We start from the raw sequence: 25,220 nt of genomic DNA, 5'->3' as shown, positions 1-25,220 counted from the left end.
GTGGCTCCGCCACATGACCCGCCACCCCGCACGCCGATCGCACGCACCGAACGCCGCTCCTTCTCCCACGGAGATCCATCAGAAGGGCCCTAGCCCTCCGGCTCCAGCCTGCCGAACCGCCCCCGGTGGAACAGCAGCGGCGCCTGGTCCGGGACGCTGCCGTCGGCCGTGCCCAGGGCCCGCACCCGGCCGACCACGATCAGGTGGTCGCCGCCCGTGTGGACGGCGTGGATCGCGCAGTCGATCCACGCCGTGGCGCCGGCCAGGCGGGGTGCGCCCGAGAACGGGGCCGCGTCGTACACCACGCCCGCGAACTTGTCCGTGCCGCTCCTCGCGAAGGCGCGGCACTGCTCGCCCTGGCCCGCGCCGAGCACGTTGACGCAGAAGACGCCCGCGCGGGCGATGCGCGGCCAGGTGGCCGAGGTGCGGGCGACCATGAAGCAGACCAGGGGCGGGTCGAGGGAGAGGGAGGAGAAGGACTGGCAGGCGAATCCGGCGGGGGAGGGCTCGCCTTCGGCGGCCGGTGCGGTGACGACGGTCACCCCGGTCGCGAAGTTCCCGAGCACCCGCCGGAACTCCACCGGGTCGACCGGCGCCCGCTCGTCCGCCCGCACACACCGCAACTCCGGGCGCGGCAACGCCTCCACGGGCCCCGGCGCGGGAACCGACCTGAGATAACGAACGGCAGCCGCGGCCGCCCCAGCGTGTCCCATCACCCTTCCATTGAAAGTGACGGATCGTCAGATGGGAAGGGATGTGGCCGCCCTGTCACCGTCACCGGCCCCGGAACTCGGGGCTTCTGCGCTCCGTGAAGGCGCGTAGGCCCTCCTGGGCGTCGTGGGTCGTCATGTTGAGCTCCTGGGCGGCGGCCTCGGCGGCGAAGGCGGACGTCCGGTCGCCGTCCAGGGACGCGTTGAGCAGCTGTTTTGTCAGGGCGAGCGTGCGGGTGGGCCCGGTGGCCAGGCGCTGTGCCCACTCCCGGGCCGTCTTCGCCAGCTCCTCGTCCGGTACGACCCGGTTGACCAGACCGAGACGCTCGGCCTCCGGCGCCGTGACCGCGTCGCCGAAGAACATCAGCTCCTTGGCGCGCTGCGGGCCGACCAGCCGGGGCAGCAGGTAGGCGCCGCCGCCGTCGGGGACCAGGGCGCGGCGGACGAACACCTCGATGAAACGGGCCGACTCGGCGGCCAGGACCAGGTCGCAGGCGAGCGCGAGGTGGGCGCCGAGGCCGGCGGCGGTGCCGTTGACGGCCGCGATCACCGGTTTCTCGCAGTCGAGGACGGCGGCGACCAGACGCTGGGCGCCGCGCCGGATGGTGCGGGCCACGTCACCGGGGAGCGGCGCGGCGGACCCGGCACCGCGCAGGTCGGCGCCCGCGCAGAAGCCCCGGCCGGTGCCGGTGAGCACCACCGCCCCCAGCTCCGGATCGGCGGAGGCGTCCGACAGCAGCCGGATGACCTCCTCCCGCTCGGCTGGGGTCACGGCGTTGAGGGTCTCGGGACGGTTGAGGGTGACGTACGCGACCCGCTCCGCCCGCGCGTACCGGACGGTGTCCATCAGCGGCACACCGCCAGCGCGTCCAGCGCCACCGCGCCCTGGCCCTGTTCCAGCACCATCAGCGGGTTGATGTCGAGCTCGGCGAGCCGGTCGCCCAGTTCCAGGGCCATGCGCTGGACGCGCAGGATCACCTCGACGAGCGCGTCGAGGTCGGCCGGGGGCCGCCCCCTGACCCCGTCCAGCAGGGGCCGCCCGCGCAGTTCGGCCAGCATGTCCCGGGCCTGGTCCTCGCCGAACGGCGGCACGCGCACGGCCGCGTCGTGCAGCACCTCCACCAGCACCCCGCCGAGCCCCACGGTCACGGTCGGCCCGAAGAGGTCGTCGTGGGTGACCCCGACGACCATCTCCACCCCCCGCTGCACCATCTGGCAGACCAGCACCCCGTCGAGGGCGACCCCCTCGTAGCGGGCGATGTCGGTCAGCTCCCGGTAGGCGTCCCGGACCTGGCTCGCCGAGGTCAGCCCGATCTTCACCAGGCCCAGCTCGGTCTTGTGCGCGAGCTGCCCGCCGGACGCCTTCATCACCACCGGGTAGCCGACCAGCCCGGCCGCGCGCACGGCCGCCGCCGCGCTGGTCACCAGCTGCTCGCGCGGCACCCGGATGCCGTACGCGCGCAGCAGCTGCTTCGCCGCGTGCTCGCTCAGCTGCTGTCCCGGCCGCATCAGCGCGAGCGCCTTGCGGTAGGAGGGCGACGGGGTGCGCGGGGCCTCGTCGAAGGGGGAGCGGTAGTCGCTCACGAAGCGGTGGTGGTCGAGGTGGGCGCGGACGGCGGTCAGGCAGTTGCCGACCGTGCGGAAGGTGGCCACCCGGGAGGAGCCGAGGAGGACGTCGCGGTAGGCGGCCTCGGTGCCGACCGGCGAGCCCCACACCACGCAGACCAGCTTGTCGGTCGCCTCCGCCGCGTCCACCAGGTCCTGGACCAGCTTGTCGCTGAGCGGCGGGAAGGGGCCGGTGATCGGGCAGATCAGCACCCCGACCTCGGGGTCGGCGAGGATCGAGTCGATGATCTTGCGGCCGCGCCAGTCGCCCACCGGATGGCCGCCGTTGTCCACCGGGTTGGCCACGCTCAGGTACTCCGGTATCCACTGGTGCAGCTCGGCCTGCCGGGCCTCGGACAGCTCCGGGAGCTTCAGCCCCAGCCCGGCGGCCAGGTCGGCGACGTGCGCGCCGGTGCCGCCGGAGATCGAGTAGACCACCACCCCGTCCGCGCGCGGCGCCCGCGCCCGCGCCAGCAGGGCCGCGGTGTCCTGGAGTTCGTCGAGACCGTCGACGCGGATCACGCCGTACTGTCGCAGCGCCGCGTCGACCACGTCGTCCGCGCCGGTCAGCTTGCCGGTGTGGGAGGCGGCGGTGCGGGCGCCGGCCTCGGTGCGGCCGACCTTCACCGCCACCACCGGCACCCGGCGGCGGGCCGCGCGGTCGGCGGCCAGCAGGAAGGCGCGGCCGTCCTTGAGGCCCTCGACGTAGCAGGCGATGGCGCCGACCTCGGGGCGCTCGGCGAAGTAGGAGATGAAGTCGGCGGTCTCCAGGTCGGCCTCGTTGCCGGTGGGCGCCCAGTGGGAGAGGCGGATGCCCAGCTCCTGCGCGGCGAAGACCGGTCGGCCCTGGTGGCCGGACTGGGTGATGAGGGCGATCGCGGGGCCCTCCAGGTCCTCGCGGAAGCGCTCGAAGGCGTTCAGGTTCGTGTTCGGGCCGAGCAGCCGCAGCCCGGACCGCCGTACGGCCGCCGCGAGGCGGGTCTGGGCGGCCGCGCCCGCCGCGCCGGTCTCCGCGAACCCGGAGGCGAAGGCGACCGCGAACCTGACCTTGGCCGCGGCCAGTTCCTCGATCACCGGGAGCGGGTCGGCGACCAGCAGGACGGCGAGATCGACCTGCTCGGGCAGGTCGGCGACGGACGGGACGCAGCCGATGCCGAAGACGGCCGGCCGGGTGGGGTGCACCGGGTGCACCCGGGCCCCGACCCGCCCGGCCCAGTCGAGGAGCTGCCGGGTGATACCGGTGTTGGGCCGGCCCTCGGTGTCCGAGGCGCCGATCACGGCGACCGACTCGGGCCGGAAGAACCGGTCGAGATCCGGTACGTCCGCGTACAGGGGCCGGCCGCTGACGTCCAGGTCGTCCTCGTCGGCGGTCCGGCCGTGGACGGCGGGCCCGGGACGCTGCTCACCGCATGCGATGGCCCGGGCCCGGCGGGAGTCGGTGGTGAGGGTGCCGTGGGTTGATCCAAGCATCGGTCCGCCCGCCTCTGTGTGACAGCACGATAAACTGACGCAGTGTCAGATTACTGAACTGACACTGCGTCAGGAACTGCTCTGCACGCAAAGTTGAGGCCGAAAACGCCCGCCCGGTCAGCCGAGGGCGGCCAGTACCTCCTTCGCCGCCCGCTCGCCCGACCGCACCGCTCCGTCCATGAAGCCCGTCCAGAACGTGGAGGTCTCCGTCCCGGCCCAGTGGATCCCGCCCACCGGCTCGCGCAGCGCGGCCCCGTACTCGGTCAGCACCCCTGGCGGTGCGTAGGCCACCGGGCCACCCCGGGAGAAGCCCTCATTGTCCCAGCGTTGGAGCACGAAGGAGGCGGGGTTTCCGGCCTTGTCGCCGAAGTAGTTGGCGTAGTCCGTCAGGACGGCGGCCTTGATCTCGGCCTCGCCCGCCGCGTCGTACGCCCGCATCTCATCGGCCTCGATGAAGCCCATCAGTGCACCGTAGGAGCCGTCCGGCGGGGAGTTGTCGAAGGTCGAGCGGACCACGCCGGAGTCGCTGACGGCCTGCCCGTTGAGGCCGTCCGCCCGCCAGAAGGGGGTGTCGTACACGGCGATGGCCTTGCCGATCGAGCCCATCGGCATCCGCTGGGTGAGCTGGTCGCGGGCGGCCGGCAGCAGCGGGTCGTAGGTGATGCGGGCGGCCAGCGGGGGCGGCAGGGCCACGACGACACGGGTCGCGGTGACCGTGATGCCGTCCGCCGTGACCACGTACGAGCCGCCCGACCTGGTGATCGAGCGGACCGGGGCGCTCAGCACCACCCGGTCGCCGAGGGCCGCCGCCAGCTTGATCGGGACCTGCTGGGAACCGCCGACGAAACGCGACTCCTGGGCGCCGCCCGCGGTGTCGGTGAGGCGCTCCAGGGTGCCGGCCGTGGACTCGTTGCCGGCGGCGGCGATGTAGTACAGGACGTAGAGGAGGGAGAGTTCGCGGGGCTGGGCCGAGAAGATCGACGTGCAGGCCAGGTCCAGCAGGAACTTGGCCGAGGGGATGACCGCCTTCGCGTTCAGCCAGCTCTCGAAGGTCTGCTTGTCCCACTCGGCGGCCTTGGGCGCGGTCCAGGGTGCGGCCACCGGCACCTGCGCGGCCATGCTGTCCAGTTCGGACTGCACGATGGCCGCGTTGGCGAGCCCGGCCGCGTCCACCGGCGGGACCGAACCGAGCAGTCCGCCGGTGTCGTACGGGGTGCGCTTGCCGTTCTTGTAGAGGAGGTTGGCGCCCGTGTTGTAGGTGGGGAAGGTCGCCACCCCCAGGGAGTCCGCGAGGGCCTTGATGCGGTCCTGGGTGGGGCCGATGAACTCGCCGCCGCCCTCGGTGTAACCGCCGTTGGCCAGCTTCAGGTTCACCACCCGGCCGCCGACCCGGTCCCGGGCCTCCAGGACGGCTGCCGTCCGGCCGCCGGCCACCAGGTCGCGGGCCGCGGTGAGTCCGGCGATGCCCCCGCCGACGATCGCGACGTCGACGGTCCGGGAGGCCGCCGCGGCGGCCGGGCCCGCGGAGAGCGCGGTGAGGCCGACCGCCCCGGCGGCGGCACCGCCGAGAAGGGAGCGGCGGGAGAGCTGTCTTTCGCGTGCCACGTGCGTCCTCCGTACGGAGCGAGAGGGGTGGAGCCGGAAAGTTGAGCAGGGCTCACATTCTGGTCTCGGGCACGGGCCTGGTGCTACCGCCGGTAACAAACAGCTCTCGTCGCCTGCGTCACATCGGTAACTCGGTCTGTACGTAAGGGGGTTGCGGCGTAAGGGGCTTGCGGCGTAAGGAGGGTGTGGCTCCCTACGCCGTGCGCAGGCGCTTGGCGAGCGCCTTCGCGATCTTCTCCGCGTCGATGGCCATCTCGCGGAACATGCCGCTGATCGGGTTGGTGTAGCCGGTGAAGTAGAGGCCGGGGGCGTTTTCGGGGGTGCGGGAGCCGTGGACGACCGGGCGGCCGCGGCCGTCGAGGACGTCGAGATGGCCGACCAGGCTCTCCAGGCCCCGGACGTACCCGGTCGCGGCGATCACCGCGTCGGGGGAGGTGCGGGTGCCGTCGGCGAGGACGACCTTCCCCTCCTCGAAACCGTCGACGGCGGCCACGATCTCGACCTGGCCCCGCCGCACCGCGTCGATGAGCCCGACGTCCAGAACCGGGATGGAGCCCTGCTTGACCCGGCTGTAGAGGCCGGTGTCGGGGCGGGGCAGGCCGTGGGCGGCCAGGTCGGGCACGCTCACCTTGGCCATGGTGCGGGCGAGCCGGTCGACGAGGCGGGTGGGCAGCCGCCGTACCAGGATCGAGTTGTACTGGGCGGCCCAGCCGGCCGTGGAGCGGCGCACGATGTGCGGGACCGTGCGGACGGCCAGCCGTACCCGGGCCGCGCCGCCCTCCACCAGGTCGACGGCGATCTCGGCGCCGGTGTTGCCGATGCCGACGACCAGCACGTCCTGACCGGCGAACGGCCCGGCGTCGCGGTACTCCCCGGCGTGCAGGAACCGCCCCTGGTAGCCGTCCAGGCCGGGCCAGTCGGGGATGCGCGGGGTGTGGTTGAAGCCGGTGGCGACCACCACCGCGGAGCCGGTCAGCTCCCGGCCGCCGGACGCGTGCAGCAGCCAGCCGTCCCCGGCGGGCGAGCGCTCCACACGGGAGACCTCGACACCGGTGACGATCTCCAGTTCGTGGTGCTCGGCGTACTTCTCCAGATAGCGCACCACGTCGTCGCGGGAGACCCAGCGGCCGAAGCGGCGCGGCATGGGCAGCCCCGGCAGGGCGGACAGCCGGCGGGTGGTGTGCAGGTGGAGCCGGTCGTAGTGGCGGCGCCAGGACGCGCCGACGCTGTCGGACTTCTCCAGGACGACGGCACGGATGCCCCGGGCCCGCAGCGCGTACGCGACGGCGAGACCTCCGGGGCCGGCGCCGATGACGTAGACGGGCGAAACTGTGGGGGGAAACACGGCCATGAGCGGGAGCGTAATCACGCTTCACGTTGATGGGTCTCGGTCAAGACCGGAATTGGTTGCGGATTGATCACACCCGTGGAGAAGCAGGGGGGATGTGTGGCGTAGCCCACTTGGTCCGAGCGGAAACGGATGAGATCGGCGCTCAAGGGGGCGCGGGCCGTTTCGCCCCCGGCTCTCGGCTTTCCGGGCGATCTGACGTACCGTCAGGTGCATGGACACCCCCGAGCCGGACGCCTTCACCCGCCCCTACTGGCAGGCGGCGGCCGAGGGCAGGCTCCTGCTGCGCCGCTGCCGTTCCTGCGGCCGGGCCCACCACTACCCCCGGGAGTTCTGCCCGCACTGCTGGAGCGAGGACGGCACCTGGGAGCCGGCCACGGGCCGCGCGACCCTCTACACCTGGTCCGTCGTCCACCGCAACGACCTCCCGCCCTTCGGTGACCGCGTCCCGTACGTGGCGGCCGTGGTCGACCTGGCGGAAGGGCCGCGCATGATGACCGAACTGGTCGACACCTCCGAGCCGCGCCCCGGTCTCCCCCTGGAGGTCGCCTTCCGGGACGGGGTACCGGTGTTCCGCCCGGCGGCGAGCTGAAACCGGCTGGGCCGCCACCTGCCCCACGGGTTTCAATGAGCGTATGGCCCTGATCGAGGAACAGCCCGCCGCCCGACGTCCCGGCCCCGCACCGCACGGTCACGGCCTGCGGCTCGACCGCTGGGACCCGGACGCCGACGCCCATGTGGAGAGCTGGCTGCGTGGCCGCACCGACCCGGACTTCCGGCGCTGGAACACCCCGCTCACGACGGAGAGCGACCTCGCCGGCGCCCGGGCCGCCATGGTCAGACAGCAGGCCCAGGCGGACGACGGGATCTGCGCGCCGTTCCGCGTCGCGGACGAGGCGAGCGGTGCGACCCTCGGCCACATCGGCATCAACCTGATCGACCGGGTGTTCCGGTCGGCCCGGGTCGGTTACTGGGTGCTCCCCGAGGCGCGCGGCCGCCGGGTCGCCACCCACGCCCTGTCCCTGGCCGCCCGCTGGGCCTTCACCGAACTGGACCTGCACCGGCTGGAACTGGGGCACGCCCTCGGTCATGAGGCGTCCTGCCGGATAGCGCGGACCTGCGGTTTCCGGCACGAGGGGACGCTGCGCGGCGCGATGTTCGAGTCGGGCAGGCAGGACGCCTTCCGGGACGTCCACCTGCACGCCCGCCTCGCGACGGACCCCGAAGCCGTCGGCATCTAATTCGGATGCCCCGCACGGCGGTCGGGCGGGATCATCGACCATGGAAGCCGAAACGCACGCACCCGCCTGGCACTTCACCTCCGACGTCGACGAATTCCTGCTCCACGCGCAGGACTTCCTCCACTCGCGGCCCGACCTGCACACAGTCCACCTGACGGTGACCGAGCAGCTGCGGCGGCGCGGACCGCGGGCCTACGGCGGCCGGCCGCCGCTCCTCGGCCGCCTGGTCCGGGCGGACGGCACCGTGGGCGCCGCACTGCTGCACACCCCGCCGTACGCCCTGCGCACCACCCGGCTCACGGCCGACGAGGCCGAGACGCTGGTCACCGCTCTCCTCGACCTCGGCCACCCCGTGACCGGCTTCGCCTCGGAGCGGGCCACGGCGGAGGCGTTCGCCGCGGCGTGGCAGCGCGGGACCGGGGTGTCCGGGCGCCTCAGCGGAAGCGAACGGCTCTACCGGCTGGCCGAGTTGACCGACCCGTCGCCGCTGCCCGAGGGGCGGGCGCGGGTCGCGGGCGAGGCGGACCGGGAGCTGCTGATCCGCTGGTACGACGGCTTCGTCGCCGACGCGGGCCTGCCCGGCGGCCGGGGCGGCGGGGACTGGGCCGACTTCCGGCTCTCGTACGGCGGTGTCACCCTCTGGGAGACCCCCGACGGCACCCCGGTCTCCATGGCCGGCGTCACCCCGACGGTCGCCGGACAGGCCCGGATCGGGCCCGTCTACACCCCGCCGGAGCTGCGCGGCCGAGGTTACGCCGGAGCGGTGACGGCGCGGGTCAGCCGGGCGGCGCTGGCCGCCGGAGTGGGTGAGCTCCTCCTCTTCACGGACCTGGCCAACCCGACGAGCAACGCCCTGTACCAGCGCATCGGCTACCGGCAGGTCGCCGACTGGGCGGAGTACGAGTTCGCGGAGTAGGCCGCGCCGCGCCCGTGCCTACGGCCAGAGCAGTTCCCTGCGCCAGCCGCCGTCGGCCTCGGTGACGTACCGCAGGCGTACGTGCCGCCGGTCCGGGGCGCCCTGGAAGAACTCGACCTCCTGGGGATGCAGCCGGTAGAGGGTCCAGGTCGGGGAGGGCGCGGACGGGTCGGCGCGGGCGCGTTCCCAGGCGGCCTCCGACTCCGTGCGGAGTTCCTCCAGCGAGGACAGGACACCGCTCTGGCGGCCGGTGAGCGCCGACGCGAGGGCGCCCGTCGAGCGGGCGTGCAGGTCCGCCTGGCTCTCCCTGGCCGGCGCCGCGGAGACCGGGCCCCGGAGCCGGACCTGGCGGCCCAGCACCGGCCAGTAGAAGGCGAGGGCCGCGTACGGGTGGACGCTCAGCTGGTGGCCCTTGCGGCTGGTGACGTGCGAGCCGAAGGACCAGCCGTGCGCGTCCGCGCCGTGCAGCATCACGATCCGTACGTCCGCCCGGCCCCGCTCGTCCGCCGTCGCCAGCGACACGGTGTGCGGCTCCGGCTGGCCGGCCGCCACCGCCTCCGCGAACCACGTGGTGAACAGCGGGAGCGGGGCGTCCGGCGCCGTCGCCGGGTCGAACGGCCGTAGCTCCGTGGTCTCGGGGGACCAGACGCGGAGCGACTTCAGGAGCGTGTGGAGATCCGTTGCTGCCATGTGCCGAGTATCACTCGGGAGCCTCCCGCGGCCGCGCCATCAGGGGCCGTACGGCCGGTGCGCGTTCCCCGGCGCAGCCCTTCCCGGACGCGACCGGGCAAACCCCTGCGCACGGCTGTGCCCCGGACGCACACTGTCCGGCATGAGGGGACCGAGGACCGTGAAAGTGGCCGTACGCCACGTACGCGGCGATGTCGGGCGGCGCGGGCGGCGGACGGCCACCTGGGCCGCCCGTGACTTCCAGCTGGTGCGGCCGGCCGACGGCAGGGAACGCGTCGAGCTGGAGTGTCCGGTGTGCGCGGCCCCGGTCCTGGCCGAGGTGCGCGACCACGCCCGCACCCGGCGCGTCCGCGCGGGCTGGGGGGCGGCCTGCCTCCTCGCGCTCCTGCTCTTCGCCGTCTCGCTCTCCTGCGCCGTCCACGAAGGGAACCTCCCCGCAGGGCAGTCGACGCCCGCCCTGGTCCCGCTGGGCGTGGCCGCGGCCGCCGTCTCCCTGGCCCTGGCCCTGACCGCGTTCACGGCCCGCCGCCTCCACACCGGCGTCACCCTCCTCCCCGACGACCCGGCCCCCCACCATGCCCACCGCATCGTCCGGTCACAGCGCTAGCTAGTGCTGCGACCGGAAAGGTTCACCGACTCGCGGCGTCCGGCACGGCACCTCGCCGCGTTGTCGCAACGCCCGAGTACATCCAGTACGCGGGCGATGCTCCGCCGTGCGATGCACCGCACCGGACGCCGCGAGCCTTCCGGCAAACCTTTCCGGTCACAGCACTGGCCTCCGCTCCTGCCCGGGGTCCCGCGCTCAGTGCCGGGCGAACTGGAGTCCCGTCCGCTGGACCGTGTTCGGGCGGACGGGCAGGGCGGGGACGACGAGTTGTTCGCCGTAGATGTCGGTGAGGCGGATGGCGCTCCCGCAGCCGGTGCCCTGCTCGGAGAGGAAGTAGTTGTACCCGGTGCGGGTCAGCGCCAGCCAGCCGCCGCCGGTGCGCACTTCGAGCCGGGCCAGCGGGTTGCGGTGGCCGATCGCCTGGATGCCGCACCAGTACTGGGTGGAGCCGGTCTTGTAGCGGATCGAGACGGTGTCGGAGGTGGCCGGGCTGAGCAGGCTCCAGGTGATCGCGATCCGGCCGGCCGTAAGGGGCGCGAGCTTCGCGAACGCCTGCCTGCTGAGGTCGAGCTGGCCCACCGCGCAGGGCGCCGGGCACTCGTTGGTGATCCGTACCGTGATCGACGTGCCGCTCGCCGCGCGGACGGACACGAACGCCCCGCACGCCTTCGCCGTCTCGTAGTCGGCGGTGTTCATCGCCGCGGTCATCACGTCGGAGGTGGGGCCGAACGAGCAGGCGCCGTCGCCGTTGCCGATGTCGTAGGAGGTGGCGACCCCGTCGTAGGTGGTCCCGGGGCGGATCCGGCCGGGCGCGGCGGCGGTGGTGGTGGACGGGGTGCGGGCGGTGCCGGTCGCCGCCCGCCGGGCCGGGGAGGCCGTCGACGGGGTCGCGGACGCCGACGCGGTCGGCGTGGCGGATCTGCTCGCCGTCGGCTTCGGCGTGGCCGACGCCGGTGCCGGTGACGTGGATGACGCCGGCACCGAGGCCGACGCCGGTTCCGGTGCGCCGGCCGCGGTGGCCGAGGAGGACGCGGCCCCGGCACGGTCCTGCCCGGTGCCGCCCGAGCCGCCGGGGCGGACGGCCGCGATCAGGGTCACCAGCAGGGCGAGGCCGGCGACGGCGGTCACCGCGAGCAACGGGGCGCGGACCGGGCGCCAGGCGAAGTTCCGGTCCGGCTGCGGACGACGGCGGTGCGAGGAGGAGGCCACGAGCGATCCTTACGCGGTCGGCGGTGCACGTTCTCCGAACGTGAGAGCTTCCGGTACGGCAGTGGCCGCCGGGGCCGGAAAGGTTGCCGCGGCACGCCGGATCTCCATACGGACGGCGGGCCGGTTCGGCTCACCGCCGCCCCAGCACCACCGTCCCCGAGGAGCAGAACCAGCCCCCCGTCCCCGACGCCACCCCCAGCTCCGGCAGCCCCCCGCCGGCCCGCCGCACCTGCCGGTCACCGGCCTCCCCGCGCAGCTGCCGCACCGCCTCCACCAGGAGGAACAGACCCCGCATGCCGGGGTGCTGGGCCGAGAGCCCGCCCCCGTCGGTGTTCACGGGAAGCTCCCCGCCCGCCACCCGCAGCCGCCCCTTCGCCACGAACGCCCCGCCCTCGCCCTTCGCGCAGAACCCCAGGTCCTCCAGTGTCACCAGCGTCATGTAGGTGAACGCGTCGTAGATCTCCGCGAAGTCGACGTCGGCGGGCGTCACGCCCGCCCGCCGAAAGGCCAGTTCGCCGCTGACCGCCGCCGGGGACACGGTGAAGTCGGGCCACTCCGACATCGTCGCGTGGGACACGCTCTCGCCCGTGCCGAGCACCCACACCGGCGCCGTCCGGCAGTCCGCTACGTACTCCTCGGCCGCCAGCAGCACCGCCGCGCCGCCGTCCGAGCGGATGCAGCAGTGCAGCTTGGTGAAGGGGTCGGCGATCATCGGTCCGGACAGGACGTCGTCGACCGTGATCGGGTCGCGGAACATGGCCTCCGGGTTCAGCGCCGCGTTCGCCCGCGCCTGGACCGCCACCTCGGCCAACTGCTCGATGGTCGTACCGTGTTCGATCATGTGGCGGCGGGCGGCCATCGCGTACTTGGCGATGAGGGTGTGGCCGTAGGGGACCTCGAACTGGAGCGGGCCGCGGGCGCCGAAGGACAGGTCGCCGGTCCGGCGCCCCGCCCTGATGTCGGCACGGGCCGTCGAGCCGTACACGAGCAGGACCGCGTTCGCGTGGCCCGCGGCGATCGCGTCCGCCGCGTGCGCCGCCATGACCTCCCAGGTGGAGCCCCCGACGGAGGTGGAGTCGGCCCAGGTGGGGCGCAGGCCCAGGTACTCGGCCACCTCCACCGGCGCGAGCGTGCCGAGTCCGGCGGACGCGAAGCCGTCCACCACCTCCCGGCCGAGCCCCGCGTCGGCCAGCGCCCGGCGGGCCGCCTGGGCGTGCAGGGCGTAGGGGGTGGCCTCGTCCACCCGGCCGCAGTCGGACAGGGCCACACCGACGACGGCGACCTTGCGGGGTCCAGTCATGGATCTGACGGTACATCAGATCCGCCCGACTCCGCCCCTGTGCATCTGCGTTCGCCGCCCCTAGCATGACGGGCCGTCAGATCGTCAGGAGGTCCGTGATGGACGCCCGCTTCACCGACGAGCAGGACGAGATCCGGCGCGCCCTGCGGGAACTGCTCCACAAGCGCTGCGGAACGGAGGACGTACGGGCCGCCGTCGACCGGGCGCCCGGCCATGACCCCGGCCTGTGGACCGCCCTCGCCGAACAGCTCGGCCTGGCCGGGCTCGCGCTGCCCGAGGCGTACGGCGGTGTCGGCTGCACCCTCAGGGAGGTCGCGCCGGCCGCCGAGGAGCTGGGGCGCGCCCTGGCGCCCTCCCCGTTCCTCGCCACCGCCGTCCTCGCGGCCCCGCTGCTCCTCGCCCTCGGCACCGGGGCCCAGCGCGCCGAGCTGCTCCCGAGGATCGCCGGCGGCGGCCTCACCGCCGCCCTCGCCGTCCCCGGCACCCGGCTGGCCGCCGCCCTCGCGCTCACCGGGCCGCTCGACGCGGACTGGGCCGGCGGCGGACGGGCCGGCGGGGTACAGGCGCGGCGCACCGACGGGGGCTGGCGGCTGTACGGGGAGGCCGACCAGGTGCTGGACGGGCACAGCGCGGGCCTCCTGCTCGTCCCGGCGCACGCCGGGGGGTACGCCCGGTCACGGGTCCTGCTCTTCCTGGTGGCCGGGGACGCCTCCGGGGTCGTCCGGGCCCGGCGCACCGCCCTCGACCCGACCCGCGCCCAGGCGCGCGTCCAGCTACGGGACGTGGCGGCGGAGGTGCTGGGCGACGAGGACACCGACGTCCACCCCGCCCTCGCCGCCGTCGGGGCCGCGGCCGCCACCGTGCTCGCGTGCGAGGCCGTGGGGGCGGCCGACCGGATACTGGAGCGGACCGTGGAGTACGTGAAGCAGCGGGAGCAGTTCGGGCGGCCCGTCGGCTCCTTCCAGGCCGTCAAGCACCGGCTGGCCGACGTGTACGTGGCGGTGCGCGCGGCCGGGTCGGCGGCCTCCTACGCGGCCTGGGCGACGGGGGAGCGGGTGGGCGGGCTCGCGCTCGCGCAGGCGCTGGAGGCGCTGCGGATCGCCGCGGGGGAAGGGATCCAGCTGCACGGCGGGATCGGTTTCACCTGGGAGCACGAGGCGCACATGTACTTCAAGCGGGCCGCCGGGGACGAGCTGCTCTTCGGGCCCGTGCACCGGCTGCGCGACCACGCGGCCGGGCGGGCCGGACTGTTCGAGGGAGCGGGGGTGGCGATGTGATCGGGGAACGGCTGGTGCAGAAGGTGTCCGCCACGCGGGGGTTCGCGAAGGTGGCGCCGCATGTCGTCCCGGCGCTGGACCGCGCCGTGCACCGGCTCAGCCGGGGTCGGGTGCTGCTCAGCGCGCAGATGCTGCCCGGGGTGATCCTCACCTCCACCGGGGCGCGCAGCGGACAGCCCCGCCGCACGCCGCTGGCGTGCATGCCCGACGGCGACGGCTGGTACCTGGTCGGGTCCAACTTCGGGCGGACCGGTCACCCGGCCTGGACGCACAACCTGCTCCGGCACCCCGAAGCCGAGATCAGCTGGAAGGGACGGGACATCCCCGTCACCGCCCGGCTGCTGACCGGACAGGAGCGGGCGACGGCCTGGCAGGCACTGCTGGCGTTCTGGCCCCCGTACGCCGCCTACCAGGCCCGGGTGGACCGCGAGATCAGAGTCTTCCGACTCACCCGGAGAACGCCCTAGCGGACGCGGGGCGGCAGGGACGAGAGCACCGGGACGGCAGGGCGCGCCGGACGGCGGACGGCACACCGTGTGCCCCGGTTGCCACGGCCGGACGCCGGACCGCAGGCGGACGCCGGGTTTCACAGGGCGTGCTGGACGAGGAGCAGGGCGCCGATGCCCAGCATCGCCGCGCCCGAGGTGCGGGTGACCGCGCGGGCCGCTTTGGGGCGGCCGGTGAGCAGGCGGTGGGCCAGGGTGCCGACGGTCAGGTAGACGGCGGCGCAGCAGGCCATGTGCAGGGTGCCGAGCACGGCCGTCTGCGCGGCGACCGGGGCGTGCGCCCCCTCGGTCACCAGGAACTGCGGGAGCACGGAGAGGTAGAGCAGCAGCCCCTTGGGGTTCAGCCCGCTGATCGCGGCCCCCCGCCAGAAGCCCCCGGGGTCCCGCTCGCCGTCCGCCCCGCCCCCCGCCTCCCGCGGCACCGTCGGGTGGCGCAGGACGCCCCAGCCCAGCCACAGCAGGTAGCCGGCGCCCGCCGCCGTGAGCGCGGTCAGGAGCCGCGGTGAACCCGCCACCAGCACCGCGAGCCCCGCGACCGCCAGCACCGTGTGCAGCGCGTATCCCGCCACCAGCCCCGCCACCGCCCGGCCGACCGAGCGCCCGCGCACGCCCGCGGCGATCACGTACGCCCAGTCGGCGCCCGGGACGCAGACCAGCAGCAGGTCGACGGCGAGGAAGGAGAGCAAGGGTGCGGTGTCCATGCAGGGGACATTAGGAGCGTTCGGTCCGAAAGTGTTGTCGAAATTTGCGCGTGACCAGCGGTTCTCGGGGAGAATCTGCCCCATGGACGACGTGGACCGGAACATCCTTGCCGAGCTCCAGCAGGACGGCCGGCTGACCGTGACCGAGCTGGCCGGGCGGGTGCGGCTGAGTGTCTCGCCCTGCCACCGCCGGCTGCGCGAGCTGGAGCGGTCGGGGGCGATCAGCGGCTACCGGGCGGTGGTGGACCCGGCCGCGGTGGGGCTGACCTTCGAGGCACTGGTCTTCGTGTCGATGCGGCAGGAGGACCGGGACACGGTCGCCGACTTCGAGCGGGCGCTCGCCGAGATCCCCCAGGTACTGGACGCGCAGCGGCTGTTCGGCGAACCGGACTACCTGCTGCGGGTGGCCACCGCCGACCTCGCCGCCTTCCAGCGGCTCTACGACGAACGGCTCGCGACCCTGCCGGGGGTGCAGCGCCTCACCTCGACCCTGGTGATGAAGCACGTGGTACGGGACCGGCCGCTGCCCGCGTAGGGCGACAGGCGGTGGTTCACCGCTGTGTGTGAACCACCGCCTGCCAGACAGGACTCCGCGCGTGCGCTACTTCGTGGGCTTCTTCCCGGTCACGCCCAGGTGCACCAACAGAGCCAGGTTCGGCTTGAGTTCGGCCTGCTTCACACCCCAGCTCTGGAAACCCTTCTGGTGCGAGGCGACGGCCGCGAGCATCGCGACCAGCGAACCGGCCACCGCGGCCGGGTTCACGTCCTTGTCGACCCGCCCCTTGGACTGCAACTCCGCGACGGAGTCGGCCAGGGAGTTGTTCACCGAGTTCAGGATCTTCATACGGATCTTGTAGAACCGTTTGTCCCCTTCGGCGGCCCCGAGGTCGACCACGCGCAGGATCGCCTCGTTCTTGCGCCAGAACTCCAGGAATCCGTCGACGAGTTCCTGCGCGGTGGCCCAGCCGGCCTTGCCGACCCAGGAGCGCCCCGCCAGCAGTTCCGTCAACTGGCCTCCCTCGGCGGCCATGTGCTCGGCGATCTCCAGGACGGCGCCTTCGACGTCCGGGAAGTACTGGTAAAAGGTCGCGGGCGAAGTCCCCGCCCTCCGGGCGACATCGATGACCTTGACGTCCCGGTAAGGGGAGGAGCTGAGCATCTCGCTGAGGCAGTCGAGCAGCTTCTGCCGGGTCGCCTGCCCACGCCGGCCGGCCACGCGGCCGTCGACGGTACGCACTTGTCCTGTCATGTCGTCAGCTTACCGAGGGGTGATCGGAGCGCGATTCGGCCGACTGCAAATGGGGTGCGCGGGTGTATGCGGGCCTGGCCGGAAGGAAAACGGACGGGAATGCCCCGGTCACTCCGGGTGGGTGCGGCTGGTCTGCGCGGCGCGGGCCGGACGGTTACTTTGACGGCATGGCCGAAAACAGGGCAGCCGAGTACGCGGAGGGCGTCCCGTGCTGGGTGGACGTGCAGCTTCCCGACGTCGAGGCGGGCAAGCGGTTCTACGGTGACCTCTTCGGGTGGACGTTCGCGGACGCCGGGAACGGTTCCGCCTGGGCCCGGCTGGCCGGTGCGGACGTCGCGCGGCTCGCGCGGAAGAGGGACGGCCGGATGCCCACCGTCTGGACGGTCTACTTCGCCACCCCCGACGCGGCGGATCTGTGCCGGCGCATCCTGGCGGCCGGCGGCCAGGTCGTGACGGCCCCGGCCCCTGTCCGCGAACTCGGCACCGCCGCGCTGGTCACCGATGCGCAGGGGGCCGTCTTCGGCGTCTGGCAGGCCGCCGCCCACGCCGGTTTCGGCCTGCGGCACGCCCCGGGCAGCTTCGCCTGGGCGCAGCTCTACACCACCGACACCGGCGCCGCCGACACCTTCTACGCCCAGGTCTTCCACGACGCCCTCTTCGGTGCGGGCGCCGACCCGGACTTCGGCCGCGCCCCGGTGACCGAGGTGTTCGCGGCCGGGATGCCGGCCCACTTCGTCGTGCACTTCCGCACCGGGGACGTGGAGGCCGCGGCCGAGGCGGTGCGGCGGCTCGGCGGCCGGGTCCAGGCGCCGCCCTTCGAGACGTCGTACGGAAAAGTGGCCGTCGTGACCGACAATCAGGGGGCGTCCTTCGCGCTGCTGCAACGCTGAGGCCACCGGAAGGCGGCTTTCGGTGGGTAAATGTCTCACTTTGTCATGAGACACCCCGACTGGTCACCGGGTTCGCAACCTGTGGCCGGGCCAGGAAGAATCGGGGTGCGTGCCGCCATGGCGGTGCGGTGGTGAGACGCTGCACGGGGTCGCGTACATATGTGGGTGACGGGGCCCGTACGGGGAGGTGGCAGGCAAGTGGTGGATCAGCTGACGCAGCACGATCCGCGGCGGATCGGGCCGTTCGAGGTGCTGGGACGGCTGGGGGCCGGCGGCATGGGGCTGGTCTATCTGGCGCGCTCGGCGTCCGGCCGGCGCGTGGCGATCAAGACGGTCCGGACCGAGCTCGCCGAGGACCAGCTGTTCCGGGTCCGCTTCACCCGCGAGGTGGAGGCGGCCCGCGCGGTCTCCGGTTTCTACACGGCGGCCGTCGTCGACGCCGATCCGCGCGCCGCCGTGCCGTGGCTCGCCACCGCCTACGTGCCGGCGCCCTCGCTCGAAGAGATAGTGAACGACTGCGGGCCGCTGCCGGCCCAGGCCGTGCGCTGGCTCGCCGCGGGCGTCGCCGAGGCCCTCCAGTCGATCCACGGCGCGGGACTGGTCCACCGCGACCTCAAGCCGTCCAACGTCCTCGTGGTGGAGGACGGCCCGCGAGTGATCGACTTCGGTATCGCCTCCGGTGTCTCCAACACCCGACTGACCATGACGAACGTCGCCGTCGGCACCCCCGCCTACATGTCCCCGGAGCAGGCCAAGGACTCCCGCAGCGTCACCGGCGCCAGCGACGTCTTCTCGCTCGGCTCCATGCTGGTCTTCGCCGCCACCGGCCACCCGCCCTTCCACGGCGCCAACCCGGTCGAGACCGTCTTCATGCTGCTGCGCGAGGGCCCGGACCTCGAAGGCCTCCCGGACGAGCTGCGCCCGCTCATCGAGTCCTGCATGCAGATGGAGGCCGCAGCCCGCCCCAACCCGGCCGACCTCCAGGCCCAGCTGGCGCCCCATCTGTTCGGCTCCGGCTCCGACGACAGCGGTACGGCGTCGGCCTGGCTGCCCGAGAAGGCGGTCGGGCTGATCGAGTCCCGCCGCGGCGGCCGCCCCGCCGTGAAGCCCTCCGCGCACCCGTCCGGCGCCCGCAGCGGCGGCCGCCCGGTCCTTCCGCCGCCACCGTCGTACGACCCCGCGGTCCCCGCGCCCGTCCCGGTCGGCGCCCCCGACACCGGCCCGGTCCGGCTGGCCGGCGCCCAGGTCCCCATCGGACCGGGCCCGCGCGTCGCCGACGCCCGCGCCGCCGCCGTCAAGGCGCCCCCGCCCGAGGCCGGCCTGGTGGCCAGCTGGTCCCGCCCCAGCCCCGGCGTCAACGGCGCCGACCCCGCCGTACCGCCGGTGCCCGTCCAGCCCGCGGAGACGGCGTCCGGCTGGCGCCCCTGGCGGTTCCGGATGTCCAACGACGTCTGGGGCACCCCCTCCGTCGACGGCGACCTCGTCTACGTCACCTCCTTCGAGGTGCACGCCCTCGACGTCGCCACCGGCCGCCGCCGCTTCAAGACCCGGGACGTCGCCTGGTCCATGGCGGTCGCCGACGGCCGCATCCACGCCTCCGACGGTCCCACCCTGTTCGCCCTGGAGGCCCGCGAGGGCGGCGACCTGTGGCGGCTGTCCACCGACGCCTGGGTGTACTCCCTCAAGGCCGACCGCGGCACCCTGGTCACCGGCACCCGGGGCGGCGGGGTGCAGGCCTGGGAGGCCTCCAACGGGCAGAAGCTCTGGGAGCTGTCCGGCGCCCAGACCGACTTCGAGGCCCCCGAGTCCGGGCCCTCCCTGTACGACGGCACGGTCTTCGTCTGGCAGGACGCGAGGCTGCGCGCGCTGGACGCCCGTACCGGTGACGAACGCTGGTCGTACCCCATCGGCGACGCGGCCTCCTGCGGCGGCGTCCCGGTCCGCCTCACCCACGCCGACGACGGCTTCGTGTACGCCTGCGCGGGCACCCGTGTCATCGCCGTCGACATCGCGACGGGGCGGGTGCGCTGGCACTTCGAGGCACCGGCGGTGTTCCTCTCCCCGCCGGCGTTCGTGCCGGGCCCCGCGGTCACCGGCGGCGGCGTCTACCTCGCCGACTACCTCGGCACCGTCTACGCCCTCGACGCCACCGACGGGCGGGACCGCTGGCGCATCGCCACCGAGGCCCGTGCGTCGATCGAGCCGGTGCTGGTGGCCGGCGGCCACGTGCACGTCGGCAGCGGCAAGGGGCTGTACACGCTGGACGCGGTCACCGGGACGCCCAAGTGGCGCTTCCAGGCGGGCGGCGACGTGGTGGGTGCCCCGGCGGTGGCCGAGGGCCGGATCCACTTCGGCTCCACCGACCACCTCCTGTACACCCTGAAGGCCGACGACGGGCGGTTGCGCTGGAAGCTGGCGACCGGGGGTGAGATCACCGGGTCACCGGTGGTGCGCGACGGGGTCGTGTACGCGTGCAGCAAGGACAGGTGCGTGTACGCCCTGGACGCGGAAAAGGGCACGGGGACGGCGCGCACGGCGTGACGGGCGGGTCCGGTTGAGGGGCGGCTGCGGGCGCGTCGTGGCCGATCGCGCAGTTCCCCGCGCCCCTAAAGGGGCGCACTTGCAGCGCCCCTTCTTTTAGGGGCGCGGGGAACTGCGCGCCCAGCCCCCACCCGCCCGCAGCCGCCCTGCGACGCAGAGCCGCTACCCCTTGGGCGGCCCTGCCCCCTCACCGGACACGAGGGGGCGTGCGCGGACGGTCGGCGAACAGCTCCGCCTGCCGCTCGTCCGCCAGGTTCCCCAGCGTGATGAGGTGCGGCGCCGTCGCGAACCCCCGCTCCCGGGCCGCCCCCTTCGCCGCCCACAGCGCCCGCACGCTCCCCTGCACCCCTTCCGTCGGATACCCGGCGATCACGGTCGCGCACCGCACGGCGGCATCCAACGCCCCTCCGGGAGCCGTCACTTCGGACACCAGCCCCACCTCGTACGCCCGCCGCGCGGAGACCCGCTCGGCGTTGCCCATCAGCACCATCCGCGCCACCTCCCCGTACGGCATCCGCTGGGCCATCAGCACCGACTCGTACGCGCTGACCATGCCGTAGGAGGTGTGCGGGTCGAAGAAGGTCGCGGTTTCGTCGGCGATCACGAAGTCGCACTCGCCCAGCAGGTAGAAGGCGCCCCCGCAGGCCATCCCGGGGACCGCCGCGACCACCGGCTTCCACAGGTCGTTCGTCTTGGGTCCGATCGCGAGCAGCGGATCGTCCTGGCTGTACGGCGACGAGGGCTGCGGCACCACCGCGTCCCGGTCGAGACCGGTGCTGAAGGCCCGTCCGCCCGCCCCGGTGAGGACGACGGCCCGTACCGCGTCGTCGAAGCGCAACGCCCGCCAGGTCGCCGAGAGTTCGGCGGCCGTCGGCAGGTCGACGGCGTTGAGCTTCCCGGGGCGGTCCAGGGTGACGACGGCGACCCCGGTCTCCTTGTCGGTCGCGACGCGCAGGGTCACGGCCGCTCCAGGACCCACTGCGGCAGACCGTCCGCGAAGACCGCCTGCACCCGGGCGCCGATCCGGATCCGGTCCGGGGAGAGGGAGTTGAGAGGCGCCCCGGCCTCGCTGACCACGTTGCCCACCAGCCGCACCCGGGGCGCGTCGTCCAGTTCGACCACCACGACGTTGTACGGGGCCTGCGCGGCGTAGTCCGGCAGCAGCGGCGGGTGCGGGACGACGTACGACCAGATCCGGCCGCGTCCGCTCGTCGGCCGCCACTCGCTCGCGAAGGACCGGCAGTGCGGGCAGCACGGGCGGGGCGGGAACCGGGGTTCGTGGCAGTCGGCACAGGTCTGGACGCGCAGTTCGCCGCGCGCCGCGTACTCCCAGAAGGGGGCGCCGTCGGTGTCGGTGACCGGTCGCAGCATCTCAGCTCCGGTTGGTGAGGAGGAGGGCGGAGGTCGGGACCCCTTCACCGGCGGTGACCAGGCAGCTGACGGCGCCGGGGACCTGCGCGGTACTGGTGCCGCGCAGCTGCTTCACGCCCTCGGTGATGAGGTTGAAGCCGTGCACGTAGGCCTCGCTGAGCCCGCCGCCGCCGGTGTTGAGCGGCAGCCGCCCGCCGATCTCCAGCGCGCCCCCCTCCGTGAACGCCCCGCCCTCGCCCCGCCCGCAGAACCCGTACCCCTCCAGGGAGAGCGGGACGAGGGCGGTGAACGCGTCGTAGATCTGGGCGACGTCCACGTCCTCGGGGGTGAGGTCGGCGTGCTTCCACAGGTGCCGGGCGGCGGTCCAGGCGGGTCCGGTGAGGGGGTCGTCGTTCCAGTAGTTGACCATGCCGTGGTGCTGGGCGGGCAGGCCCTGGGCGGCTGCGTGGACGTAGACGGGGGCCTTGGCGCAGTCCCGGGCCCGCTCCCGGGAGACGACCACGCAGGCCAGCGCGCCGTCCGTCTCCAGGCAGTTGTCGAAGAGGCACAGGGGCTCGCTGATCCAGCGGGAGGTCATGTACATCTCGCGGGTGAGCGGGCGGTCGTACATGATCGCGGCGGGGTTCTGGTTCGCGCGGTTGCGGCAGGCGAGGGCGACGTTGAAGAGGTGGTCGCGGGTGGCGCCGTACTCGTGCAGGTAGCGGCGGGTGAGCATGGCTATCTCGTCGGCGGGCCGGAGCAGGCCGAAGGGCCGGGTCCACTGGGCTGGGGTGGGCAGTTGGACGGTGGTGTTGGTCCAGGGCCGGGGGCCGCTGCCCCGTTTCCGGGACCGCCAGGCGATCCCGACCGTCGCCTGCCCGCTCGCTATCGCGGCGGCGAGGTGCGCGACCGTGGCGCAGGAGCCGCCGCCCCCGTATCCCACCTTGCCGAAGTAGGTCAGGTCGCCGAACCCGACCGCCTTCGCCAGCTCCACCTCGTCCGTCTCCTCCATGGTGAAGGAGGCGAGTGCGTCGACCTCGCCGGGGTCGATGCCGGCGTCGTCGAGGGCGGCGAGGACGGCCCGGCAGGCGAGGGTCCGCTCGTCCTCGTCGAGCCGTTTGGCGAAGCGGGTCTGCCCGATCCCGACGATGGCGGTGGCGTCCTTGATGTCCCTGAGACCGGCCATGTGCCCGCACCTCCACGGCTGTCGCGCTTTGCTGACAGGCCGTCAGGCTACAGCTAATCTGACGGGCAGTCAGCTATGCGTCCGGGGAGGCCGGTAGTGCGCGGTGACAGGGAGTGGGAGACCGTTCCGGAACTGGTGCGGTCGGCGGCGCGGCGGTACGGGGACGCCGAGGCGGTGGTGGACGGCCGGACCCGGATCGGCTACGCCGAGCTGGGCGCCCGGGTGGAACGGGCGGCGGCCGCCTGCATGGCCGCGGGCGTCGGGACGGGCGACCGGGTGGGCATCTGGGCGCCGAACTCCCTGGAGTGGATCGTCGCGGCGCTGGGCGCGGTGTCGGCGGGCGGGGTGCTGGTCCCGCTGAACACCCGCTTCAAGGGCGCCGAGGCGGCGGACGTGCTGCGCAGGAGCGGGGCCCGGCTGCTGTTCGTGACGGGCACCTTCCTCGGCACCTCGTACGTGGCGTCGCTGCGCAGGGCGGCCGGGGACGGGCCCGGTCCCGGTCCGCTGCCCGGCCTGCCGGACCTGCGGGACGTGGTGGTGCTGGCGCAGGACGCGCCCGCCGACTTCCGCACCTGGAAGGACTTCCTGGCGGCCGGCGAGGGCGTCGGGGCCGACGAGGTGGCGGCCAGGTCGGCCGGGCTGGACGGCGACTGTCTCTCCGACATCGTCTTCACCTCGGGCACCACCGGCCGTCCCAAGGGCGCGATGATCACGCATGCGCAGACCCTGCGCGCCTACGAGGTGTGGGCGGACCTGGCGGGTCTGCGCACCGACGACCGCTACCTCATCGTCAACCCCTTCTTCCACACCTTCGGCTACAAGGCCGGCGTGATCGCCTGCCTGATGCGGGGCGCCACGATGATCCCGCAGCCGGTGTTCGACGTGGCGGCGGTCCTGGCGAACGTGGCGACGGAGCGGGTCTCGGTGCTCCCCGGGCCGCCGACCCTCCACCAGTCCCTGCTGGACCACCCGGCACGCGACACCCACGACCTGTCCGCGCTGCGGCTGGTGGTGACGGGAGCGGCCGTCGTACCCCTGCGGCTCGTCGAGCGCCTGCGCGGGGAACTCGGCGTCGAGACGGTCCTCACCGCCTACGGCCTCTCGGAGGCGAGCGGGATCGTCACGATGTGCCGCCGGGGTGACGACCCGACGGTGATCGCGTCGACCTCCGGCCGGGCGATACCCGGGACCGAGGTGCGGGTGGACGAGGCCGGGGAGGTGCTGGTCCGCGGCTTCAACGTGATGCGCGGCTACTACGAGGACCCGGCGGCGACGGCCGCCGCCCTCACCCCGGACGGCTGGCTGCGCACGGGGGACGTCGGGGTCCTGGACGCGGCGGGCAACCTCCGCATCACCGACCGCCTGAAGGACATGTTCATCGTCGGCGGCTTCAACGCCTACCCGGCGGAGATAGAGCAACTGCTCGGCCTGCACCCGGACGTCGCCGACGTGGCCGTGATCGGCGTACCGGACGGCCGCCTCGGCGAGGTCGGCAAGGCCTTCGTGGTCCGCCGCCCGGGCGCACCCCTGACCGGCGACGACCTGATCGCCTGGGCCCGCCGCGAGATGGCGAACTACAAGGTGCCGCGCACGGTGGACTTCGTGACGGAACTACCGAGGAACGCGAGCGGGAAGGTGCTCAAGGGGGCGCTGCGGGGCCGGCCCGTCACCGGTACCGGATGACGCCCCCGGCCTCGCCGGTTAGAGTTAGTCCAGTGGTTGGTCCACTGACAGGATCCCCGACTGGATTCACCGACCGGAGGGAGGCCACCGTGGATGCGGTTCGCCAGTACAACGTGCACGAGGCAAAGACCCACTTCTCCCGCATCCTGGAACAGGTCGCCACGGGCGAGGAGGTCGTGATCAGCAAGGCCGGGGAGCCGGTCGCCAAGGTGGTTCCGCTCCGGCCCAAGGTGAGACGGACGGGCCGGGGATCCCTCCGGGGGCGGATCCACATCCCCGAGGACTTCGACGAGCTGCCGGACGACATCGCCGACGCCTTCGGGATGCGCTGATGCGGCTCCTGCTCGACACCCATGTGGTGCTCTGGTGGCTGGACGACTCCCCGGAGCTGTCCGGCGAGGTCAAGGACCTGCTCGACACCGAGCCCGGTGTCTACGTGAGCGCGGTGACCCCTTGGGAGATCGCCATCAAGCAGTCGCTCGGGAAGCTCGACGCGCCGGAGGACCTGGCCGAGCGGGTGCGGGACAGCCAGTTCACCGGGCTGCCCATCACGGCGGGGCACGGTGTGCGGGCCGGGCGGCTGCCCGCGCATCACCGTGATCCGTTCGACCGGATACTGGTCGCGCAGGCGCAGATCGAGGGGATGACCCTGGTGACGCGGGACAAGTGGATCCCGCAGTACGACGTACGCGTCATGGAGGTGTGACCCCGGCCGCCGCCACGACACACCTCGGCCGCGGCGGCTCCCCCTCCGCGCCGCCGCGGCCGGTGCTCCCCCGGACCTTGGTTCAGCCTGCGGCTTCCGTGGTGGCGTGGTTCTCCAGCAGCGCCTTCTCCGCGCCGGTCGCGTGGTTCTCCAGCGCCACGACCTTGGTGTCGGCGGTGCCGTTCTCCAGGATCGCCTTCTCGGCGCCGGTCGCGTGGTTCTCCAGCGCCACGACCTTGGTGTCGGTCGCGTGGTTCTCGTCGGGCGTGACGACCGGCTGGCTCGTCTTCTCGTCGCTCATCGGTTGTGCTCCTCTGCGTAAAAGTAGGCAAGGCCTGTCCGGCGGCTCCCCCGGGTGCCGCCGGACAGGCGCGGCGGCCGTCACCCTAATGGGTGGGCCTACCGTGTCGATCCGCCTGCCCCCCGACGC

At 73.6% G+C, this 25,220-nt stretch carries 26 protein-coding genes; 12 read left to right on the top strand and 14 right to left on the bottom strand.

Annotated features, from left to right (window positions below):
* Window positions 1-89: 89 nt before the first annotated feature.
* The 5 genes from AB0958_RS15765 to AB0958_RS15745 form a co-directional block, all read right to left on the bottom strand.
* Window positions 90-713: a flavin reductase family protein gene (locus AB0958_RS15765; RefSeq protein ID WP_366890985.1), complete on the bottom strand. Its 624-nt coding sequence runs from the start codon at window positions 711-713 to the stop codon at window positions 90-92.
* Window positions 714-774: 61 nt separating this feature from the next.
* A complete protein-coding gene (locus AB0958_RS15760) occupies window positions 775-1,557 on the bottom strand; it encodes an enoyl-CoA hydratase-related protein (protein WP_366890984.1) in 783 nt (260 codons plus the stop codon).
* On the bottom strand, window positions 1,557-3,785 hold the full coding sequence (locus tag AB0958_RS15755; RefSeq protein ID WP_366890983.1) for an acetate--CoA ligase family protein: 2,229 nt from the start codon (window positions 3,783-3,785) through the stop codon (window positions 1,557-1,559). Before AB0958_RS15755 ends, AB0958_RS15760 begins: the two co-directional genes overlap by 1 nt.
* A gap of 117 nt (window positions 3,786-3,902) precedes the next feature.
* Window positions 3,903-5,390 carry an FAD-dependent oxidoreductase gene (locus tag AB0958_RS15750; RefSeq protein WP_366890982.1) on the bottom strand — a complete coding sequence of 496 codons (1,488 nt, stop codon included), beginning with the start codon at window positions 5,388-5,390 and terminating at the stop codon, window positions 3,903-3,905.
* A gap of 193 nt (window positions 5,391-5,583) precedes the next feature.
* Window positions 5,584-6,741, bottom strand: coding sequence for an NAD(P)/FAD-dependent oxidoreductase (locus AB0958_RS15745; protein WP_366890981.1), 1,158 nt, complete (start codon window positions 6,739-6,741; stop codon window positions 5,584-5,586).
* 211 nt (window positions 6,742-6,952) lie between these two features.
* On the opposite strand from AB0958_RS15745, the gene AB0958_RS15740 reads away from it, so the two are divergent.
* From AB0958_RS15740 to AB0958_RS15730, 3 genes are read left to right on the top strand one after another with little or no spacing between them, the layout of a single operon-like run.
* A complete protein-coding gene (locus AB0958_RS15740; protein ID WP_366890980.1) occupies window positions 6,953-7,330 on the top strand; it encodes a Zn-ribbon domain-containing OB-fold protein in 378 nt (125 codons plus the stop codon).
* Window positions 7,331-7,373: 43 nt separating this feature from the next.
* Entirely contained in the window at window positions 7,374-7,979 is a 606-nt protein-coding gene (locus tag AB0958_RS15735; RefSeq protein WP_366890979.1) for a GNAT family N-acetyltransferase, read from the top strand.
* Window positions 7,980-8,019: 40 nt separating this feature from the next.
* Window positions 8,020-8,895: a GNAT family N-acetyltransferase gene (locus AB0958_RS15730; protein ID WP_366890978.1), complete on the top strand. Its 876-nt coding sequence runs from the start codon at window positions 8,020-8,022 to the stop codon at window positions 8,893-8,895.
* Window positions 8,896-8,913: 18 nt separating this feature from the next.
* Here the strand turns inward: AB0958_RS15730 and AB0958_RS15725 are convergent, their stop codons facing one another.
* A complete protein-coding gene (locus AB0958_RS15725) occupies window positions 8,914-9,585 on the bottom strand; it encodes a pyridoxal 5'-phosphate synthase (protein ID WP_366890977.1) in 672 nt (223 codons plus the stop codon).
* 142 nt (window positions 9,586-9,727) lie between these two features.
* Between AB0958_RS15725 and AB0958_RS15720 the strand changes: the two genes are divergently transcribed.
* On the top strand, window positions 9,728-10,192 hold the full coding sequence (locus tag AB0958_RS15720; protein WP_366890976.1) for a hypothetical protein: 465 nt from the start codon (window positions 9,728-9,730) through the stop codon (window positions 10,190-10,192).
* A 195-nt stretch (window positions 10,193-10,387) separates the two neighbouring features.
* Here AB0958_RS15720 and AB0958_RS15715 read toward each other — a convergent pair whose 3' ends face one another.
* Together AB0958_RS15715 and AB0958_RS15710 are read right to left on the bottom strand one after the other, a co-directional pair.
* On the bottom strand, window positions 10,388-11,401 hold the full coding sequence (locus AB0958_RS15715) for an expansin EXLX1 family cellulose-binding protein (protein ID WP_366890975.1): 1,014 nt from the start codon (window positions 11,399-11,401) through the stop codon (window positions 10,388-10,390).
* Between the two features lie 130 nt (window positions 11,402-11,531).
* A complete protein-coding gene (locus AB0958_RS15710; protein ID WP_366890974.1) occupies window positions 11,532-12,701 on the bottom strand; it encodes an acetyl-CoA acetyltransferase in 1,170 nt (389 codons plus the stop codon).
* A 98-nt stretch (window positions 12,702-12,799) separates the two neighbouring features.
* Between AB0958_RS15710 and AB0958_RS15705 the strand changes: the two genes are divergently transcribed.
* On the top strand, window positions 12,800-13,978 hold the full coding sequence (locus AB0958_RS15705; RefSeq protein ID WP_366890973.1) for an acyl-CoA dehydrogenase family protein: 1,179 nt from the start codon (window positions 12,800-12,802) through the stop codon (window positions 13,976-13,978).
* Complete coding sequence (locus AB0958_RS15700; protein ID WP_358974082.1) at window positions 13,975-14,445, top strand: nitroreductase family deazaflavin-dependent oxidoreductase; 471 nt, start codon at window positions 13,975-13,977, stop codon at window positions 14,443-14,445. The genes AB0958_RS15705 and AB0958_RS15700 overlap by 4 nt, the downstream gene beginning before the upstream one ends.
* Window positions 14,446-14,564: 119 nt before the next feature.
* On the opposite strand, the gene AB0958_RS15695 is transcribed toward AB0958_RS15700, so the two are convergent.
* Window positions 14,565-15,185: a LysE family translocator gene (locus AB0958_RS15695; RefSeq protein ID WP_366890972.1), complete on the bottom strand. Its 621-nt coding sequence runs from the start codon at window positions 15,183-15,185 to the stop codon at window positions 14,565-14,567.
* 82 nt (window positions 15,186-15,267) lie between these two features.
* Between AB0958_RS15695 and AB0958_RS15690 the strand changes: the two genes are divergently transcribed.
* Window positions 15,268-15,720, top strand: coding sequence for an Lrp/AsnC family transcriptional regulator (locus AB0958_RS15690; RefSeq protein WP_366890971.1), 453 nt, complete (start codon window positions 15,268-15,270; stop codon window positions 15,718-15,720).
* A 66-nt stretch (window positions 15,721-15,786) separates the two neighbouring features.
* On the opposite strand, the gene AB0958_RS15685 is transcribed toward AB0958_RS15690, so the two are convergent.
* A complete protein-coding gene (locus AB0958_RS15685; protein WP_366890970.1) occupies window positions 15,787-16,434 on the bottom strand; it encodes a TetR family transcriptional regulator in 648 nt (215 codons plus the stop codon).
* Window positions 16,435-16,601: 167 nt separating this feature from the next.
* Here AB0958_RS15685 and AB0958_RS15680 point away from each other — a divergent pair, with 167 nt between their 5' ends.
* Together AB0958_RS15680 and AB0958_RS15675 are read left to right on the top strand one after the other, a co-directional pair.
* Window positions 16,602-17,324, top strand: a complete 723-nt coding sequence (locus tag AB0958_RS15680; protein WP_366890969.1) for a VOC family protein — start codon at window positions 16,602-16,604, stop codon at window positions 17,322-17,324.
* A gap of 198 nt (window positions 17,325-17,522) precedes the next feature.
* The gene (locus AB0958_RS15675) at window positions 17,523-19,865 is read left to right on the top strand and encodes a serine/threonine-protein kinase (protein WP_366890968.1); all 2,343 of its coding nucleotides are present in this window, start codon (window positions 17,523-17,525) and stop codon (window positions 19,863-19,865) included.
* A 187-nt stretch (window positions 19,866-20,052) separates the two neighbouring features.
* On the opposite strand, the gene AB0958_RS15670 is transcribed toward AB0958_RS15675, so the two are convergent.
* From AB0958_RS15670 to AB0958_RS15660, 3 genes are read right to left on the bottom strand one after another with little or no spacing between them, the layout of a single operon-like run.
* Window positions 20,053-20,826, bottom strand: a complete 774-nt coding sequence (locus tag AB0958_RS15670) for an enoyl-CoA hydratase/isomerase family protein (RefSeq protein ID WP_366890967.1) — start codon at window positions 20,824-20,826, stop codon at window positions 20,053-20,055.
* Window positions 20,823-21,236: an OB-fold domain-containing protein gene (locus AB0958_RS15665; RefSeq protein WP_366890966.1), complete on the bottom strand. Its 414-nt coding sequence runs from the start codon at window positions 21,234-21,236 to the stop codon at window positions 20,823-20,825. The genes AB0958_RS15670 and AB0958_RS15665 overlap by 4 nt, the downstream gene beginning before the upstream one ends.
* Window position 21,237: 1 nt before the next feature.
* Window positions 21,238-22,401, bottom strand: a complete 1,164-nt coding sequence (locus AB0958_RS15660) for a lipid-transfer protein (RefSeq protein ID WP_366890965.1) — start codon at window positions 22,399-22,401, stop codon at window positions 21,238-21,240.
* A gap of 75 nt (window positions 22,402-22,476) precedes the next feature.
* On the opposite strand from AB0958_RS15660, the gene AB0958_RS15655 reads away from it, so the two are divergent.
* The 3 genes from AB0958_RS15655 (at window position 22,477) to AB0958_RS15645 (ending at window position 24,790) form a co-directional block, all read left to right on the top strand.
* Window positions 22,477-24,084: a FadD3 family acyl-CoA ligase gene (locus tag AB0958_RS15655; protein WP_366890964.1), complete on the top strand. Its 1,608-nt coding sequence runs from the start codon at window positions 22,477-22,479 to the stop codon at window positions 24,082-24,084.
* An 89-nt stretch (window positions 24,085-24,173) separates the two neighbouring features.
* The gene (locus tag AB0958_RS15650; RefSeq protein ID WP_366890963.1) at window positions 24,174-24,416 is read left to right on the top strand and encodes a type II toxin-antitoxin system prevent-host-death family antitoxin; all 243 of its coding nucleotides are present in this window, start codon (window positions 24,174-24,176) and stop codon (window positions 24,414-24,416) included.
* Entirely contained in the window at window positions 24,416-24,790 is a 375-nt protein-coding gene (locus AB0958_RS15645) for a type II toxin-antitoxin system VapC family toxin (RefSeq protein ID WP_366890962.1), read from the top strand. The genes AB0958_RS15650 and AB0958_RS15645 overlap by 1 nt, the downstream gene beginning before the upstream one ends.
* A gap of 82 nt (window positions 24,791-24,872) precedes the next feature.
* Here AB0958_RS15645 and AB0958_RS15640 read toward each other — a convergent pair whose 3' ends face one another.
* On the bottom strand, window positions 24,873-25,091 hold the full coding sequence (locus AB0958_RS15640) for a hypothetical protein (RefSeq protein ID WP_366890961.1): 219 nt from the start codon (window positions 25,089-25,091) through the stop codon (window positions 24,873-24,875).
* Window positions 25,092-25,220: the final 129 nt, after the last annotated feature.

The sequence above is a fragment of the Streptomyces sp. NPDC006655 genome, assembly GCF_040703965.1.
GTDB lineage: Bacteria > Actinomycetota > Actinomycetes > Streptomycetales > Streptomycetaceae > Streptomyces.
The sequence above is the reverse complement of the archived record's forward strand: the minus strand, read 5'-3'. Positions and strand labels throughout refer to the sequence as shown.

What these genes read in the sequence shown, in the direction of transcription:
- AB0958_RS15765 (WP_366890985.1), bottom strand. Translation starts at nt 713, where the DNA reads ATGGGACACGCTGGGGCGGCCGCGGCTGCCGTTCGTTATCTCAGGTCG.
- AB0958_RS15760 (WP_366890984.1), bottom strand. Translation starts at nt 1,557, where the DNA reads ATGGACACCGTCCGGTACGCGCGGGCGGAGCGGGTCGCGTACGTCACC.
- AB0958_RS15755 (WP_366890983.1), bottom strand. Translation starts at nt 3,785, where the DNA reads ATGCTTGGATCAACCCACGGCACCCTCACCACCGACTCCCGCCGGGCC.
- AB0958_RS15745 (WP_366890981.1), bottom strand. Translation starts at nt 6,741, where the DNA reads ATGGCCGTGTTTCCCCCCACAGTTTCGCCCGTCTACGTCATCGGCGCC.
- AB0958_RS15740 (WP_366890980.1), top strand. Translation starts at nt 6,953, where the DNA reads ATGGACACCCCCGAGCCGGACGCCTTCACCCGCCCCTACTGGCAGGCG.
- AB0958_RS15735 (WP_366890979.1), top strand. Translation starts at nt 7,374, where the DNA reads ATGGCCCTGATCGAGGAACAGCCCGCCGCCCGACGTCCCGGCCCCGCA.
- AB0958_RS15730 (WP_366890978.1), top strand. Translation starts at nt 8,020, where the DNA reads ATGGAAGCCGAAACGCACGCACCCGCCTGGCACTTCACCTCCGACGTC.
- AB0958_RS15725 (WP_366890977.1), bottom strand. Translation starts at nt 9,585, where the DNA reads ATGGCAGCAACGGATCTCCACACGCTCCTGAAGTCGCTCCGCGTCTGG.
- AB0958_RS15720 (WP_366890976.1), top strand. Translation starts at nt 9,728, where the DNA reads ATGAGGGGACCGAGGACCGTGAAAGTGGCCGTACGCCACGTACGCGGC.
- AB0958_RS15710 (WP_366890974.1), bottom strand. Translation starts at nt 12,701, where the DNA reads ATGACTGGACCCCGCAAGGTCGCCGTCGTCGGTGTGGCCCTGTCCGAC.
- AB0958_RS15705 (WP_366890973.1), top strand. Translation starts at nt 12,800, where the DNA reads ATGGACGCCCGCTTCACCGACGAGCAGGACGAGATCCGGCGCGCCCTG.
- AB0958_RS15695 (WP_366890972.1), bottom strand. Translation starts at nt 15,185, where the DNA reads ATGGACACCGCACCCTTGCTCTCCTTCCTCGCCGTCGACCTGCTGCTG.
- AB0958_RS15690 (WP_366890971.1), top strand. Translation starts at nt 15,268, where the DNA reads ATGGACGACGTGGACCGGAACATCCTTGCCGAGCTCCAGCAGGACGGC.
- AB0958_RS15685 (WP_366890970.1), bottom strand. Translation starts at nt 16,434, where the DNA reads ATGACAGGACAAGTGCGTACCGTCGACGGCCGCGTGGCCGGCCGGCGT.
- AB0958_RS15680 (WP_366890969.1), top strand. Translation starts at nt 16,602, where the DNA reads ATGGCCGAAAACAGGGCAGCCGAGTACGCGGAGGGCGTCCCGTGCTGG.
- AB0958_RS15665 (WP_366890966.1), bottom strand. Translation starts at nt 21,236, where the DNA reads ATGCTGCGACCGGTCACCGACACCGACGGCGCCCCCTTCTGGGAGTAC.
- AB0958_RS15660 (WP_366890965.1), bottom strand. Translation starts at nt 22,401, where the DNA reads ATGGCCGGTCTCAGGGACATCAAGGACGCCACCGCCATCGTCGGGATC.
- AB0958_RS15655 (WP_366890964.1), top strand. Translation starts at nt 22,477, where the DNA reads ATGCGTCCGGGGAGGCCGGTAGTGCGCGGTGACAGGGAGTGGGAGACC.
- AB0958_RS15645 (WP_366890962.1), top strand. Translation starts at nt 24,416, where the DNA reads ATGCGGCTCCTGCTCGACACCCATGTGGTGCTCTGGTGGCTGGACGAC.
- AB0958_RS15640 (WP_366890961.1), bottom strand. Translation starts at nt 25,091, where the DNA reads ATGAGCGACGAGAAGACGAGCCAGCCGGTCGTCACGCCCGACGAGAAC.